Here is a 17,071-nt window from a genome sequence, read left to right as displayed (position 1 = left end):
TGTTGAATGGGGGTGGGGCGTCCCGCCCGTCAACAAAGGTGGGGGGGGACGCCCATCCCACGATCGTCTTACGGCACATTTTGTACAGCTTTTAAGTTGCTACTAACTAATTGACTGCTCGATCGCAATTTCCATGCAAAACTCAGTCCCTCGATCGCCAAACCGATCGAACTTGGTTTCTATACCACATATATTAGCTTTTTGTCAAGACATAGATATCACTTTTGGGATGCTTAACTGAGTGATAGGAAATTTTATAAAGATTTACAAAAGAAACGTGTCAGAATGAAGACAATAAGGTAATGGGTAACAGACAAGGAGGCACTGATGGTAGCGCTGACTGAACGAGTCCAACGCAGATTGACGGTGGAAAAAGTCGAAATTGCCCCTGATACAACGGCAATTCGATGCCTGGACTGGGATAGAGACCGCTTTGACATCGAATTCGGACTCAAAAACGGTACAACTTACAACTCATTCATCATTCGCGGTGAAAAAACAGCCCTCGTCGATACCTCGCACGAGAAGTTTCGCCAGCAATACATGGACACTCTGACGGGCGAAATTGACCCGAAAGAGATTGACTATCTAATTATCAGCCACACCGAACCAGACCACAGCGGTTTAGTCAAAGATGTGCTGGCGCTGGCACCCCAAGCGATTGTCGTGGGGGCGAAAGTAGCAATTCAATTTTTAGAAAACCTTGTACACCAACCATTTGAGCGATTGGTAGTCAAAAACGGGGACAAACTAGATTTAGGAAACGGCCACATTATCGAATTTGTATCGGCCCCGAACTTGCACTGGCCCGATACTATTTTCAGCTACGACAGCAAAACTCAAGTGCTGTTCACCTGCGACGCTTTCGGGATGCACTACTGTTCCGACAGCACCTTCGATGACGATTTAGCAGCAATTGAGGAAGATTACCACTTTTATTATGAGTGTTTGATGGGTCCCAATGCTCGATCGGTACTCGCTGCGATGAAGCGGATGGCAGAGTTGGGAGAAATTGGTACAATTGCCACCGGTCACGGCCCGCTGCTGCGACACAATGTGGTGGAACTTACCGCACGCTACAAAAAGTGGAGCCAAGCGCAAGCTAAGGCAGAAACCACTGTAGCGGTATTTTACACCTCCGACTACGGATTTAGCGATCGACTCAGCCAAGCGATCGCCCACGGTATCACCAAAACCGGTGTTGCTGTGGAAATGATGGATTTGAGAATCGCCGACTTGCAAGAAGTCCGCGAACTTGTCGGTATCGCCGTCGGTATCGTGATTTGTTCGCCGCCGAGTAGTGGTACTGCTGCTGTGAATGCCGAAGCTGCTATCAACACAATTCTAGTTGCTGCTAACAACAAACAATCTTTCGGTTTGTGCGAATCCGGCGGTGGCGATGACGCATCGATTTACCCGCTGCGAAACAAGTTCAAAGAGTTGGGTTTAAAAGAGGCATTTCCCAACATTTTGATTAAAGAAACGCCGACAGAAGCGATTTATCAACTTTGCGACGAAGCCGGCACCGACTTGGGACAGTGGCTGACGCGCGACAAGGCTGTCAAACAGATGAAGGCCCTCGACAGCGACCTCGATAAAGCCTTGGGACGGATCAGCGGCGGACTGTACATCATTACCGCCCAAAAAGGCGAGGTTAGCGGTGCGATGTTGGCTTCTTGGGTAACTCAAGCCAGCTTTAAACCGCTGGGTTTAACAATAGCAGTTGCGAAGGATCGGGCGATTGAATCGATGATGCACGCGGGAGATAAATTTGTTCTCAACGTGCTCGAAGAAGGCAATTATCAAACTTTGATGAGGCACTTTTTAAAGCGTTTTGCTCCTGGTGCCGATCGATTTGCCGGAGTTAAAACTCAACCAGCAACCAACGGTTCTCCGATTTTGACAGATTCCTTGGCTTACATGGAATGCGAAGTAGTCAGCCGGATGGAACTTTCGGATCATCATATCGTATATGCGATCGTCGATAACGGTCGCGTATCCAATCCCGATGCACTGCCGGCAGTTCACCACCGCAAAGTGGGAAATCACTATTAGGATGTCAGTTGACGGTTGACAGTTGACTGTTGTCAGTTGACTGTTGGCTGTTGGCAGTTGTCAGAAGCAAGAGGGAAATTCAACGATATATTGATTGACTGTCTGAATCAACACACCCCAAACGTATTAGTAAGGTGCGTCAGCCGATGTTTTATTCGACTTCATCATCGACTATCTACTGACGCACCCTACAATTAGAGTCCAGGACGCAACTGGCTACGCACAAACTCTCAACGTTGGGTGCTTGTGGCGCACCTTACGGGGTTTCTGGGTGTTGGGTGCGCCACCAGCAGCAAACCGGGCAAACCGTTGTCATTTAGACTCCATTTTAACGAGGGGAATTGCCAATGCCTGCCAATCTTTTAGAAGACCGAGATTACACAATTATTATTGCCAGAAGCGATGCCAGCAGAGACCCTCACCATCCTTGGTACGAGGAGTGGGTAGAAGCACAGGCATCTCTGATTGACTTAGCAAAAAAATGTCAGGAATTTGACAGCGACGGCATCACCGTTTACGAAGCTTCTACTCCTATGTGGAAGTACAAAAATTCAAATGTTGGCCGGTTAGCTGAAATTTTGCAGCGACAAAATACGGAACCGCATTCAGAAATCCCGAATGCAACTAATTTGGAAGAAGCTCTGAAAGCAACTTTTAGCGATTATTTCGCAAGCAAACCAAATCCCAAAGGGAAGAACGGAGCAATAATTGTTGCAGTCATAGATCAACAACCAGAAAATACCGCTGCTGTTGCCGAAATAATTGTAAGTGCGGCCAATAAAATAGATAAAGATGAAGAAATTGGAGTGAGCTTTATCCAAATTGGGGATGATTTGAAAACCAGGAAATTTCTGACTGACCTGGATACCAATTTACAGGGTAGAGGTGCAAAGTTTGACATTGTAGATACCAAGTTTTGGCACGAAATCAAAAGAAGTTCTGTAGTTCAGTTTCTCATAGGTGCAATTAATGACTAACACTTTGACTCCTAGACTCGCATCGGATGCCAAACCCCGCGATGTGCAGTTTATCCCGATCGCACTTGATACATTTATTCTGCGATCGCGCACTTGGGATAGACTAAAATTTGAAGTCGAGTATTCGCTGCAAAAGGGTACGACAGCCAATAGCTATATTATTCAAGCTGACAAAACTGCTTTGTTCGATCCGCCGGGGGAATCTTTTACTCAAAATTACATCGATTTTTTACAGCAACGGGTGGACTTGACCAAGCTGGATTACATAATTTTGGGGCATTTCAATGCTAACAGGTCAGTAACAATTAAAGCTCTGTTAGAATTAGCTCCTGAAGTAGCTTTGGTTTGCACGAATCCTGCGGCAATTAGTTTGCGAGCCGCTTTTCCAGACCAAGAATTAAACATTATGGTCGTTCGGGGAGAAGAAACTCTCAACTTAGGAAAAGGTCACGCCTTAAAATTCATCGCGACTCCAACTCCCCGTTGGCCCGATCAACTTTGCACCTACGATCCGCACACTCGAATCGTGTTCACTGACAAACTATTTGGAGCTCACGTTTGCGGCGACCAAGTATTCGATGAAGGGTGGAGCGTTTACAGCGAAGATCGGCGCTATTATTACGATTCCCTGCACGCATCTCAGGCAAAACAAGTGCTGACTGCAATGGATAAATTCGCCGATTTACCAGCAGCATTTTATGCTCCCGGTCACGGCCCGATCGTCCGTTACGGCCTTAATGAACTGAGCAATTTGTATCGGGAATGGAGCCAGCAACAAAATTCAAAAGACTTGACAGTTGCTTTGATTTATGCTTCGGCTTACGGAAATACGGCTACTTTAGCGCAGGCGATCGCCAAAGGAATTACTAAAGCCGGCGTTGCGGTGGAAAGTATCAACTGCGAATTTGCCGAACCCGGAGAAATCCAAGAGGCGATCGAAAAATGCGCGGGATTTATCATCGGAACTCCCACGCTAGCAGGACACGCTCCGACGCAAATTCAAACTGCTTTGGGAATTGTTTTATCTACCGCAACTAAGAGCAAATTAGCGGGGGTTTTCGGTTCTTTTGGCTGGAGTGGAGAAGCGATCGACTTAGTGGAAAATAAGCTGAAAGATGCTGGCTATCGAATTGGATTTGAGCCGATTCGAGCCAAATTTAAGCCGACGGCGGCGACGATTCACGAGTGTAAAGAAGCGGGAACGGATTTTGCTCAAGCTTTGATTCGATCGCAAAAATTGCGGGCACCGAAACCGCAGTTAGCAGCGGGTAGCGATCGCACTGAACAAGCCGTAGGGAGATTGGTTGGTTCGCTGTGCGTACTCTCGGCGAAGCGGGGGGAAGTCGCCAGTGCGATGCTGGCTTCGTGGGTTTCGCAAGCAACGTTTAATCCGCCCGGTGTGACGATTGCGGTGGCGAAAGATCGATCGATCGAAGCTTTGATGTATGCCGGAGATAAATTTGTGCTCAACATCTTAGCAGAAGGGCGACAGTTGCGGAAGTATTTCATGAAAAACTTTGCTCCCGGAGAAGACAGATTTGCCGGAGTCGAAACAATGGAAGCTAGCAACGGCTGTCCGGTTTTAACTGAGGCTCTAGCTTATCTGGAATGCGAAGTGATAAGTCGGATGGAATGCGGCGATCACTGGGTAGTTTATGCGGCGGTTGAAAACGGTCATTTGCTGCAAAATGACGGAGTGACAGCGGTGCATTACCGGAAATCTGGGAGTCATTATTAAGCTACGGCTAGGACACGGCATTGCCGTGTCCCTACAAATATATCGAAGTTTTTATCTGCGTTAATCCGCGTTCATCTGCCCTCATCTGCGGCTTAAAAACCGATTTACTTTTCCTCACCAGTCTTTTCCGGCCACAGATAAATAGCGCCAGAAATCAAAGTTAAAGCCACAGAAACCCAAAAAGCAATTAATGCGGGAAAATTCCACGCTTCAGACAAAGGAGCAATTAAAAGTGCGATCGCCACAATCTGACTCACCGTCTTCAACTTCCCCCAAATATTAGCTCCCGAAATCGTAGTTTTATTAACACGCCACCCCGCAATTGTCAACTCCCGACCAAAAATCAAAAACACTCCCCAAGCCGGGATTTTCCCCAACTCAATCAACACTAAAAGCGGCGCGAGCACCAACAATTTATCCACCAAAGGATCGAGAAACTTACCCAAATCGGTAATTTGATTCAGCTTCCTAGCCAAATAGCCGTCCAGCCAATCAGTAGCCGCAGCTACCACAAAAATTGCGGTGCAAATCCAGCGGCTTTGCGCGCTTGGGTCGTACAAACCGTAGAGCAGAAAAGGTACTCCCAGTAAGCGAGAAAAAGTAATCAAATTAGGCAAATTCATAAATCAAAAATTAAGGGCTACTCTACGGAGGCTTTCCTTAATTTAACATTTACACGACTGATAATCAGGTGGATTTACTTAATTTAAAAACATTCTGATTATACTTGTGACAAGATTGGATAATTTATCGGATCAATTTGTTGTGTCGCCTCACGCGCTCGAATTCGATTTTTACTGCCGATTGGCGATCGTAACTGGCTAGAAAAATTCTGCAACAGAGTTCACTAGCTCAGGGTAATCTTTGGCGATCGCAGCTACCGAGAAGGCGAAACTGGGCTGGGAAATTGGCATGAAGAAAAAGGATCTGCGGATTTCTGGTCAAAGACGAAACTCCTGTTGCCTTTAAAGAGACAGCAGGAGATAAAAACTGTCAAGGGACAGAATATAGATTTGTGCGGTGGTGGCAAGAAAACATGAACTTACTTACCGCGTCTAAAGCCAGTTTGCGCTTGGTTTGGGCTTAAAATTTGTTTAAGTCCCGTTAATTAAATGAGTGGTTCCTCAACGAAATGCGAGGCGTTAAATTGACGCACTCCTTGAACCACAGCTAGCGTTTCCGCTTGAGAAATCGGAATTCCGGCTTCAGGCGTGACGTAGATCCGGGTACTCGGAGTAGCAACCCCGTTAACTGTCAGCGAGATGTTCTGGAACGATAGCTGCTCAAAGGTAATCCCCTCCAGTAAGAAGTAGTCAGTCCCTTTCACGAAGTCCACGATGTAGTCACCAGCAGGAGGAGTAATAACTGGCTCACCGGGATCGATTGGTTCGGGCACAAAATCGGTGAACAGCAACTGGAAGTAGTCGGTGTCAGCCCCGCCGGTTAGCGTGTCGCGGGCGGTTTGAGTTTCCGCATCTTCGCCGCCAAACAGCAGGTCAATGCCAGCACCACCGATGATGCGATCGACACCTGCACCAGCATCCAGGAAGTCATCGCCTGCGCCACCATTGAGGACATCATTGCCAGCCAGTGTTTCAGCAACTCCCTCGTCGCCATAGATAGTGTCATTGCCACCCAGACCATTGAGGTTGTCATTGCCCTCGCCGCCATCAATGAAGTCGCCTTCAGCGCCACCCCTGATGGTTTCTAAGCCAGTGCCACCTAACAGGGTGCTAGAGCCAGCGCCACCATCAAGGATGTCATTGCCATCCCCACCATCGAGGAAGTCAATGCCATCGCCACCATTGAGGAGGTCATCTCCGGCATAGCCGTAGAGGGTGTCGTTACCGTTGCCGCCATCGAGGATATCGTTGCCGCCGCCCGCTAAGCTGTCCCCTTCTCCGTAGAGAGTGTCGTTACCGTCGCCGCCAACCAGGGAATCCGCTCCCCCAAACACTAAACCTTCTGAGTCATCGCCGTAGATCACGTCATCGGTAAAGCCGCCAATCACGGTGTCATCGCCAACACCGCCCAATCCTGTGTCCTCGAAACCTACAAAGAGTTGGTCTTTTCCAGCCCCACCATCGAGGAAATCTTTACCATCGTTGCCATCGTCGGCATTTGAGCCTCCGTACAGGGTGTCATTGCCATCCTCGCCATACAATGAGTCTTCGCCTGAATCGCCAAAAAGTCGATCGGCTCCCATTCCACCATACAGGTTGTCCTTATCCAGCCCACCGTAGAGGAAGTCGTTACCATCCTCACCATATAGATCGTCTTCGCCGTTTTCTCCAAAGAGTCGATCGGCTCCAGCACCACCATATGCAGTGTCTTTGTCCTCTCCACCGTAGATGCTATCGTTACCGCCTAAGCCATACAGCAGATCTTCCTTGCCAAAGCCGCGAATAGTATCCGGGTTATTGGTTCCGGTCAGAGTATCGGGCAGTTCTGTTCCATTTCTGACAGCCATAATTTTCTCCTAGTGTTAGGTAAATTTCTCGTGGTTATCGAAAATTTGGGTCTTAAACCCCGTCCTTCGCTTGACGGCTTGATGCTAGAATGTAAACAAGTCGCCACAGGCAGACCATTAGGAGACTCTCAACAAACGTGGATAGAAGGTAAGACTACCTCGGTACTACATCTCAAGGTCGCGTCAAAGAATCACTGCTCATGAAGAGACGGTGAGGTATATCAAGTGAACTGGGCACATAGCCCCAAAGTTATTTATGCACCCTAGAATTCGGTGCTTGGTTACCGCTGGCAATCCTCACAACTCCCCCTTCCAACCTGGAAAAAGAGGGGGGGAGCGAGGCCCCAATAGAAAAAATAAACCGTGAGCACCCATTAGACAGAATCGGAATTGAGGTTACGAGAACTGGAAGATTGGACGATTGGTCGAGCTGACATTGGTGGTCACATTAGCCGCCGTAAATGAAGTGTTAGCTAGGGTGATCAACAGCGCGCCTGTACCAAAACCGGCATCGCCAGCAATGCCATTACCCGATCGCAATAGAGTGTTCGCGCCAGACTGCACCACATCGATCGCTGGAATGCCACTGAAGGATAGGATGTCTCCGCTGGCTCCGAGGGTGAAACCATTCACGCGATCGGAACCATGACCACTGCGGTAGTGAATGGTATCTCTGCCACCCCCGCCCGTCAGGGTGTCATTTCCCGCAGCACCAAACAACGCATCCTGACCCGGCCCACCGATCAGGATATCAGCACCGCTACCGCCATCGAGGTAATCATCCCCGTCACCGCCGTTGAGGGAGTCATCGCCGTCAAGCCCGAAGATATTATCTTTGGTGGAGGTTCCAGTTAGGGTATCGTTGCCGCTAGTCCCGATCGTCAGACCCACAACATCGACTGCATTGACCCCGGTCATGTTCGCCCCGACCATAACGGCATCGGTGAAGTTGGCTTTGCCCAGGTTGGCATTGGTGAAGTTGGCATTAGTGAAGTCGGTACCGATAAAACTCGCCACTTCCAGGCTGGCGCCTGTCAGATTGACGTTTCTAAACTTGGTCAGGTTATCCCCAACCGCCTCCCTCAGGTTTGCGCCTGCCAGGTTTGCCCCTGTAAAGTTGGCTCCAGCCACATTACTCTTCTCAATAAAAGCGTTGTCTAACTCGACTCCACCCGTCAGGTTAGCGCCAAGGAGAATTGCTCCACCCAGGTTGGCATTGCTGAGATCAGCAGCAACCATGATTGCATTGCTCAAATCAGCACCGTCCAGGAATATGCCTTCTGCAATCACCTGAGTCAGGTTCGCGTTGTTCAACTCAGAATCTGCGAAACTAGCACCGCCCATTTGAGTGCGCGTACCATTTGGATGAGGGCTGAAGTCAGCACCTGAGAGATTGACATCTTCGGCAGTAAAGCCAGTCAAATTGGCTCCGCGAAAGCGAGAATTTGTCAGTGTCAACCCCTCGGGTGGGTTGGTATCGGTCAGATTAACCCCACTCAGGTTGGCAAGGTCAAAGATGGCGTTGCTGAGGATAATGTCTGTGAAATTAGTCGATATGTCGAATTGAGCGCCGGTAAAGTTCGCATCGATCAACAAGGTTCCTTCGAGACTAGCACCCTGGAATTTGGCATTCGTCAAATTGGCACCCGTAAAGTCAGCCGCTTTCAGATTCGCCTGATAGAAATCAGCACCCGTAAAGTTGGCTCCTCTTAGATTAGGTCGCTCCGACTGTTCGCCACTGAGATTAGCCTCATGGAGAATGGCATTGGTCAGGTTGGCGTTGGACAGGTTGATGAATTTTGTGCTGATCAGCGACAGATTTACCCCAGTTAGGTTGGCGCCACTGAAATTGACGTTCTCTAAGTTCGCTTGAGAAAAATTTGCTGGTCCAAAGCTGGCATTGGCAGCAAAGATGGCATCCGTTGCATCTACATTCAGCAGAAAGGCTTCTTCAAAGTTTGTACCTCTGAGTTGAGTGCGCGTACCTTGAGCGTTGCGCCTGAACAAGACGTTTTCTAGTCGGGCTTTGAAGAATGTGGAACCATTCAGGTTTTGCCCACTAAAGTTATTGCCGACTAAACTTTGATTGCTAAAGTCTTGTGCTACCATTTGTAGTTACCCAAAAGTGAAAACATCTGTTTTGAAGAGCATGAAGGAATTGGTCTGGACTTGAGACTTTAGACTCAAATATTTTTAATAGCTGAATCTGGCTACATCTTATGAGCCCATACGGTTCAGATAAGCCCGATCGCTCCTAAAAAAAGGGCGGGACAAGAGTGTTCTCTCCCGTCCTGGGAGGGAGATGCGAGGCGGATCTCCGAGTAACAAACAGTGTTAAACCAAGCGTATTGGCTTATAACTGGCTTGTATCATAGATTTTTAGCTAAACCCGCCCCCACCAGAGACACTGTTTTTTTGCCCTTGCCTGCATATTGGAAGACTAAATAGCACCGGTAAAGAATTGGTAAAGATTCTTGAAGTTAACAGTTTCTTTACACAAGCTTTAAAAAAAAGCACACTTTTATAAAGTTTGTGTAAATTTTTTCTAAAAAAGCATAATTCATGATAATAAAATCCAGTATTTTTACTGAAAAAGCACAAACTGATTCTGGCTATTCGCTGTTATGGCCTTCGTCAGGGCAACGCTCTTGACTCCTGAATTCTGCTGTAAGTGCTGCGGGTTCTGGGTATACTTTTTTTATTCAAAACTTACGCAACTGGCACAATTGGTAGGGTTGCCCGAAACCTGAAACCCTTGATAATCGACCAATAACAACGAGGTCTGACGCACCATACAAGTTGACTTAAGTGTGACAGTTGCGTCCAGGACTATGATCTTTATCTAAGGGCGATCATAAGTTTATATACTTACCGATAACTATCGGTGCGAACATCCCAAGAATTGTGAGTGGCTCTAACAATTTTTGGCATTGCTGCTGCTAGAGGATAGAGAGCAAAACTCGCCAACCCGCAGGCAAATAGACTATTTTTTTTATGATAATTTGGTAATTGGAAATACAGAATTTAATGGAGAATTGTGGATTTTAAAAATATCTCGATCGACCTGCAATTCCTGGTCTTTAACCACGATCGCATTCGGCTGCTTCTGCCGCAACCAGCGGCGCAGACTAAGCACCCATAACCCCCGCACAAATCGCCTGATTAATCCCCACCGGCGACATTCCCGCGGGGCTGACCAAAGTATTCAATTCACAGTTAAACTACTGCACAAAAGGCACTCCCAGCAAGCGAGAAAAAGTAATTAAATTAGGCAAATTCATAATAGAAAGAAGTTCGGCAACGCGCAGTGAATGGGGATTTAACGGATGTAACAGATATCAGGAAGAAGTCAATCGATTTTAGATTTTAGATTTTAGATTTTAGATTTTAGATTTTAGATTTTAGATTTTAGATTTTAGATTTTAGATTTTAGAATTGACCCCACGAATAAATACGTTCGGCAAGTTTCATCGGATACAGGTTTTTTATTTCTGGATCCTGAGTCTGCTTTCGGAATGAATCCGGGGGCTTATATCCTGGATGTTTTCGCTCAGAAGTCGCTCCTGCAATTCATTAACTGTCGATCCAGTTCTATGATATAATCTCTGCCGTAAGATAGATTTTCTAATCCTTGTACCAGATTTTCTGGCAGGTCTTGGGCAATTTCACTGCTACAGGAACCAGCAGCTAAAGCAATAGTTGCTACTGTATCGACATCTCCCGAAAAGGCAATGCAATCTTGGAGCAGTTTGCTCATACTATCATGGAGCATGACAGCAGTAATAGCTGCTCTAACACAGACCAAACCTTTAGTGCTGACTTCTCCTTGCCAAGGTATCGACCACTCCCCAGGGACGTGTCTTTCTAGAAAATTTCCCAAATTCTTCTTTAAACCTAGCTGATAAATAAAGTAATGGGACATCAAAGCGGCCGCTATAGCTGCATTAATGCCATCGGGACTATTGTGGGTAATTGCAGCTTGAATGGTAGCATTTTCGATGACTTTTTCAATAGTAGGAAAAAAGCCAATGGGGCCGGCTCGCATCGCCGATCCGCTTTTATCGCTAGCGGAGTTAATTTTTTCTAAGAATTCTTTTCCGTCTTGAACTTGTAGCAAAAAATTGTAAAATTTCCCAGCATAACCAAATCGCCGATCGCGGTGAAAAGCTGCAACAAATTTGCTGGCTAAAAGTTCCGGCGTCCAAGGTTCTCGGCTGACGATAGCTTCTGCAACGGCTAAACTCATCTGCGTATCGTCTGTGTAACATCCAGGCGGGATATCGTGACGGGGATGCTTGATGTAACCGTTGAGATTGTTGTACAATTCGATCGTCTGCTGGTCAACAAACTCAAAACCCGCACCATAAGCGTCACCAATCGCTAATTCTATTAACATATATTTAATCCGTTTCCAACTATTTCATCCCCAGTTTTTTCCTAAAATAATAAAAAAAACAACCCAAAACAACTTACCTATCTAACACGCACCGTTTTTGCTGAAGACCACCCAAATTGTTTTGCAAATCAGAGTGATGTCGTAGACAACAGACCACTTGCCCTGATAGTCGAGATCCATCTGCACAATATCGTTAAAGTCTTTAACTCCAGACCGTCCGTGGACTTGCCACTCCCCAGTCAGCCCGGGTTTGACATTTAAACGCTGCCAGTGGTTCTCCTCATAGGCAGCAACCTCATCGGGAGTTGGCGGTCGAGTTCCCACCAAACTCATGTCGCCGACTAACACATTCCAGAATTGAGGCAACTCATCCAAACTCGTGCTCCGCAAGAAGCGGCCGACGCGGGTAATTCGCGGGTCATTTTCATTCTTAAAAATGTGACCCTTGGCTTGGTTGCTAACTAAATGTTTGAGCTTTTCTGCATCGACAACCATCGATCGAAATTTCCACATTCTGAAATGTCGCCCTTGGAAGCTGCAGCGGACTTGACTGTACAGCAGCGGGCCCCGATCGTCCAACAGCATCGCCACTGCCACCGGCACCGCCACCACAGCAGCAATTGCCAGTCCCAGCAGCGCACCCAAAATATCGATCGACCGTTTTACCTTGCTCGTTACGGATCGGTGATGCTGTTGTTTTGATACACAGACTTTGTAAGTAGATTCTTGAAAAAATAAGGACAGCATTTCTGATAATGATGATTTCGACGAGGCACCCATCGGAAATTTCATATGATTGGTCTCAACTTTAACGATCTCTTACGTCCATCTTATTAGCCATCCCAAATCTGCAGAACCTGAAATGCTGAGCTTTGCACAATCTTTAAAAATCAATCACACTTTTATAAAGTTTCTATGTATTTTCTATGAAAACGTATAAATTTTATGTAAACTTACGTACATTTACAAAAAAAAGTTAGTCCTGGACGCAAAAAAACCTGGTTTCGACTAGGACTCTTCCCGGAAGACAGGGAGGATTCTACTGAGAAACCGGGTTTTCTGCCGTTTAGCGATAAATATCGGTGCGAACATCCCAAGCAAGTGTTAGCGGCTCTAACAATTTTTGCTGGCTGCTAGAGGCGAGTTTGCCTAAATATTCGCGAACAACAGAGGCGTGTTCCAGATTCAAACGATAACCCCGTGAGACATCTTCAAAGAAAAGTGGCTCAGCCAAAATTGCTTCCCAATCAGGATTTTGCCTCGACTCCTCGGCCAGCAGCATGAAATCTTCCTCCGCAGGCACAAGTCCCGCCGGCAAATTTCCTTCCAAAATCCGCAAAATCCGGGGCTCGCAGGTGCGGGTATTCACGCCTTGGCGTTCCAACAACTGCAAAATTTCCTGAAAGCTCAAAGTTTCCTGGCCCAAAACCTGCATTAATTCCCACAGCAGAAAAAAGTCGCTGTACTGCTGCTGCGACACATCCAAAATGTGAGGATAGAGAGCCAAACTCGCCAACCCGCAGGCAACTCGACCAATTTTTTGGGGGAAATTTGTACTTTGAGATACAGAATTTAATGCAGAATTGTCAATCTCAAAAATATCTCGATCGCCCTGCAATTCCTGGTCTTGAACCACGATCGCATTCGGCAACTTCTGCCGCAACCAGCGGGCGATCGCAGGCCAAGCACCCATACCCCCCGCACAAATCGCCTGATTAATCCCCGCCGGCGACATTCCCGCGCGGCTGAGCAAAGCATTCAATTCACGGTTCAACTGCTGCACAAAAGGCACTAAAACCAGACTTTCCAAATCTTTGCGCTTCACATCCCAATGCTGCTGGCCAATATCCAAAGTAAAACTTTTTTGATGTTGCAAAATAACTTTTATTTGTCTTGCCGCCTCTAACAATTGCAGGCCAAAAGCAGAACCTTGTAACCGCTGCTGCAATTGATAGCGGTTCGGCAAATCTGGATGCCCCGGACGTGGCAAATCGATCGACATTCCCCACGTTTCATTTTTAGCCAACAACTGACAGATAATATCCTGATCGAAAGCATCGCCAGCAAAACCAAAACTCTGGCAAGTAAAATCAGCACGAGTTAAATCTTGAAGATTGGACGGCAACTCAACTAAAGCTAATTCCACCGTCGCCGCCCCCGCATTCAAAATCAAAGTTCCCCCGCTAAAAGACGAAGCATTCACAGTCAGCGGTGCAGCTTCTTCACCGTCCTTAGCAGAATCCACGGCTGACGACTCGACTTCCATGCCATTTTTCACAGGAGTTACAGCAGCAAGCAAAGTGGCGATCGCATCTTCCACCACAAAAATTTGCGAACCAGAAGCCACCAGAGACGCGCCCAAAACCGCCTCCCGCAGATTAAACCGATAAACATCCGACCAACCCGCCGGAGTCCCCAAAATTACACCCCGCAAGTCTAAAAGCGCCGCATCGAGAGTTTCTGGCGTCAGTCCCGAAGCCCTACAGATTAAATTAGAAACTGGCAATCCTGCAAAATTCGCCCTTGGTGCAGAATCCAAACTTTCCCCTGATTCGGCAAATTTTTGCCCCTGCGTCCTCGGATTCAAAGTAGCCAGCAGTGCCCGCACACATTGCAGCGGCAAGGCGATCGAGAAAGCCTGCAAGGGCGACCACTGCAACAGCGGTTCGTACATCCCAGCAGCCTCCCGCTGATAAGGAATGCCCACCTTTAAAGGCAATTTAAAATTTTCCAGTAAAAATTCTCCGACAGGCAAAGCCTGGGGTCGGAATCCCACCGACTTGACTGTCACCTCTGACCCTGGGCTCCCTGGGGCTGTTTGGGCCAGCACCGCAGCCGAGGGAATCCGACAACTGGCGTCTGCTGCCCAAGCCTCAGCCTGCGATGTTTCCCAGTAAATCGGGTGCAATTCGCCGCTGGTGCGATCGAGCAAAGCCGCAGACAGGCCGCTGGAACCAAAATCAATGCCCAAATACCAGCTAGAATTCTGGCGTTCTGGGGATGGGGCGATCGCACCTGCTGCAGAATGCCCAGCCGAGTCTTGCTGCTGTGTTTCGGCAAACTCGCTAAAATCGGTTTTCCCCTCAACAACTCCTGCTTTACTCTCTGTCGAAATTAGGTTTTTTTTTTGACTTTCTGGAGCACTCGATCGCAGTTCGTTAGTTTCTGCAGTTTCTGGAGGGGGAGAATCAGTCAAAGGTCGATCGGTCTCGGTTAAACTAGCCAAAATCTCGTCTAGCGTCAAATTCGAGTCCTCTTCCTCCGCAAACAAATCATCCTCAAGTTCGTTTTCCAAAACAAAGGGTTCATCATCAGAGGAGAGTTCCAACACATCGGAGAACAAATCCTCCAGCGTGCCGAGTTCTTCCTCTGCCGCCTCCGCAAAGGGATTGTTTGCAATGCCTTCGGGGGAACTCGCCGATAAATCCAAGCTGTTAGCGGCTGAGAAATTCGATCGCCCGAAGCTAGTATTTTCCAATCCCTCCAGATTGTAGAGGTCTGCCTCCAAAAGTTCCAGAGTATTGTTGTCCAAATTTAGAGCTCGATCGAGGTCATCTTCTAATGCCTCGACGGGCAGCAAATCCTCGTCCGGCGAAGCTTGGATGTACCCATCATCGAGCCCCTGGGAGGATGAGTCGAACTCGCCAGTTTGAACGTCACCGGCACTCGGCACACGGGGCCCGGCACTGGGGGGGTTTGGGCTAATTTCTGCAGGCGTTCTCAACGGCAAAGCTGCTGATTGAGGCACAGTAGCGCCGAACTGCTCGCTGAGGTTTTGAGCCGTTTCTAGATTTTCTCGATCGTCCGCGTCAAGTTGCACCTCGGCGGTTGAGGCTGGTGCTTCTGAAACTTGAGGTACTGTTGCCACTTGCGGTTCAAATAAATCGGCACTATCTAAAGTTAGAGACTCTAGAGAATTACCCCTTACAAAGTCTGAATCTTCATCTACTAAAATCTCTTCCTGAGATTCGCCTTCATCCAGCAGATTTACAAACAAATCTTCGGTCATTTTTAGCGCTTCGGCAGTTTCCTTCTCCGTCGCCGTTTGATATTCTACACCTTCACTTTTTGTCTCAATTACAGTATTTTCTACCGGGAAATTTTCGACTTGTAATTCTACTTCAGGAACCGCTTCTCCCGCGAACAAACTTGCATACAAATCCTCAATCTCTTCTTCGGTTTCTGTTAACCTATTCTCCGAGTCACCGCCAGTAAACCGAGCTGCATTTCGAGATATTTCGGGGGTAGAACCCAACAAATTATCTTCCGACTCCGGGAGCAAAATTGGGGCTTGAATGCGGTCGCGGTCGCGCCTCAACTGTGTGAATTGCGGAGAAATTTCTGTACCGGCGTAGGGAAATCTGTCTTGTTCTCCGAATTCGCCGGTGCGAATTTCCTGCACCGAGTCTCCCGTCTGAGTCTCTGCAGTATTTGAAAGGGCGGGAGCGACAGGAGATTCATCCGCTGCCGTTGGGGTGACGGTTTCGAGATTATTTGCTAAATCGATCGGCTGTTGAACGTAGGAAGAAGCTTCTCGCCCCAACTGTGAGGCCAAGTGGTTGACCAAAGCCGCGAACATCGCCTCGCTCTGCTGGCTCAAACCGTACATATTTTCGAGTTCTTGTCTCAAGGAAGCTTGATAGCTTTGCAGATTTGCTTGCAAAGCCTCGAACACGATAGCCATCCTAGAATCGAGACTCATCAGCAGACTGTCAGCATGAGATTGGAAAAGTTGCATTTGCTCGAACCTCTGAGCTGGCGTCAGCAGCGGGTGTTCTTCCGAGGTTTGTGGGTTAAGTGTTACGTCAATAGCCGATTGTTGATCAGGCGCCGTGCCCAAAGAGTATGGTGCTGCGCTGCTTTGCAATAACTGATTTTCTAGCGAACTTAGAATTTGGGAGAAATCGCTAGTCAAGGTTTCTTCCAAGCGGGCAGTCAGTACCTGCAAGAATTCACCAATGATTTGCTGTTGGTTGGCTTGTTGCTGAGCGAGGGATTGTTGCTGCTGCCGTTTTGCTTCTAGCTGTTTGATTTCTTGAATTAGAGCTTGCTGCTCTTGCCGCAGAGCTTCTATGTCTTCTTGGAGCGGCCCTGTCAGGCTTGAACGCAGGTGGCTGATTTCTCCGGTTACGGCAAGCATGATTTGCTCTGCTGCTGAGGGGCGAGGGGGGGGCAGAGGCACTTTGGGCACTGGAACTGGTTCGGGGCGGACATTTGGGCGGGCGGGGGCCTTTGGGGCCGTTAGCTTTGAGTCCGAGGAAAGCAGATAAGCGCGAACTCGCTCTAAAAGTTGGCGCTGATGGACAGTATCAAGAGAACCCGTCCAAGGCAAGCGGGGTGCGGGCTTGCTGAGTACCTCGTCTATCTCAGCAATCAGTGCTTGAATTTTGTACTTCTGAGAATTCAAGGGCGGAACCTCTGGGAATGCGGCTAGG

General features: G+C 47.9%; 10 protein-coding genes. 3 read left to right on the top strand and 7 right to left on the bottom strand.

Going from position 1 to position 17,071, the window contains the following annotated elements:
- Positions 1–327: 327 nt before the first annotated feature.
- The 3 genes from QUB11_RS19605 to QUB11_RS19595 all read left to right on the top strand — a co-directional run bounded on the left by QUB11_RS19605 (position 328) and on the right by QUB11_RS19595 (position 4,770).
- The gene (locus QUB11_RS19605) at positions 328–2,055 is read left to right on the top strand and encodes a diflavin flavoprotein (protein WP_333391468.1); all 1,728 of its coding nucleotides are present in this window, start codon (positions 328–330) and stop codon (positions 2,053–2,055) included.
- Positions 2,056–2,402: 347 nt separating this feature from the next.
- The gene (locus QUB11_RS19600; protein WP_333391466.1) at positions 2,403–3,032 is read left to right on the top strand and encodes a hypothetical protein; all 630 of its coding nucleotides are present in this window, start codon (positions 2,403–2,405) and stop codon (positions 3,030–3,032) included.
- Positions 3,025–4,770, top strand: coding sequence for a diflavin flavoprotein (locus QUB11_RS19595; RefSeq protein ID WP_333391465.1), 1,746 nt, complete (start codon positions 3,025–3,027; stop codon positions 4,768–4,770). Before QUB11_RS19600 ends, QUB11_RS19595 begins: the two co-directional genes overlap by 8 nt.
- Before the next feature lie 104 nt (positions 4,771–4,874).
- Here QUB11_RS19595 and pgsA read toward each other — a convergent pair whose 3' ends face one another.
- From pgsA to QUB11_RS19560, 7 genes are all read right to left on the bottom strand, one after another.
- Positions 4,875–5,393: a CDP-diacylglycerol--glycerol-3-phosphate 3-phosphatidyltransferase gene (pgsA, locus tag QUB11_RS19590; protein WP_333150896.1), complete on the bottom strand. Its 519-nt coding sequence runs from the start codon at positions 5,391–5,393 to the stop codon at positions 4,875–4,877.
- A 485-nt stretch (positions 5,394–5,878) separates the two neighbouring features.
- Positions 5,879–7,240: a calcium-binding protein gene (locus tag QUB11_RS19585; protein WP_333391463.1), complete on the bottom strand. Its 1,362-nt coding sequence runs from the start codon at positions 7,238–7,240 to the stop codon at positions 5,879–5,881.
- A 396-nt stretch (positions 7,241–7,636) separates the two neighbouring features.
- Positions 7,637–9,349 carry a pentapeptide repeat-containing protein gene (locus QUB11_RS19580; protein ID WP_333391461.1) on the bottom strand — a complete coding sequence of 571 codons (1,713 nt, stop codon included), beginning with the start codon at positions 9,347–9,349 and terminating at the stop codon, positions 7,637–7,639.
- Between the two features lie 883 nt (positions 9,350–10,232).
- Positions 10,233–10,376, bottom strand: coding sequence for a hypothetical protein (locus QUB11_RS19575; protein ID WP_333198631.1), 144 nt, complete (start codon positions 10,374–10,376; stop codon positions 10,233–10,235).
- Between the two features lie 414 nt (positions 10,377–10,790).
- On the bottom strand, positions 10,791–11,636 hold the full coding sequence (locus QUB11_RS19570) for an ADP-ribosylglycohydrolase family protein (RefSeq protein ID WP_333198629.1): 846 nt from the start codon (positions 11,634–11,636) through the stop codon (positions 10,791–10,793).
- Between the two features lie 81 nt (positions 11,637–11,717).
- A complete protein-coding gene (locus tag QUB11_RS19565; RefSeq protein WP_333391460.1) occupies positions 11,718–12,383 on the bottom strand; it encodes a sugar transferase in 666 nt (221 codons plus the stop codon).
- Between the two features lie 319 nt (positions 12,384–12,702).
- Positions 12,703–17,043, bottom strand: coding sequence for a hypothetical protein (locus tag QUB11_RS19560; protein WP_333391459.1), 4,341 nt, complete (start codon positions 17,041–17,043; stop codon positions 12,703–12,705).
- Positions 17,044–17,071 lie beyond the last annotated feature (28 nt).

Origin of the sequence: Microcoleus sp. B6-A1 (assembly GCF_036705085.1) — a bacterium.
Lineage (GTDB): Bacteria > Cyanobacteriota > Cyanobacteriia > Cyanobacteriales > Microcoleaceae > Microcoleus.
This window is presented reverse-complemented; position numbering and strand designations above follow the sequence as displayed.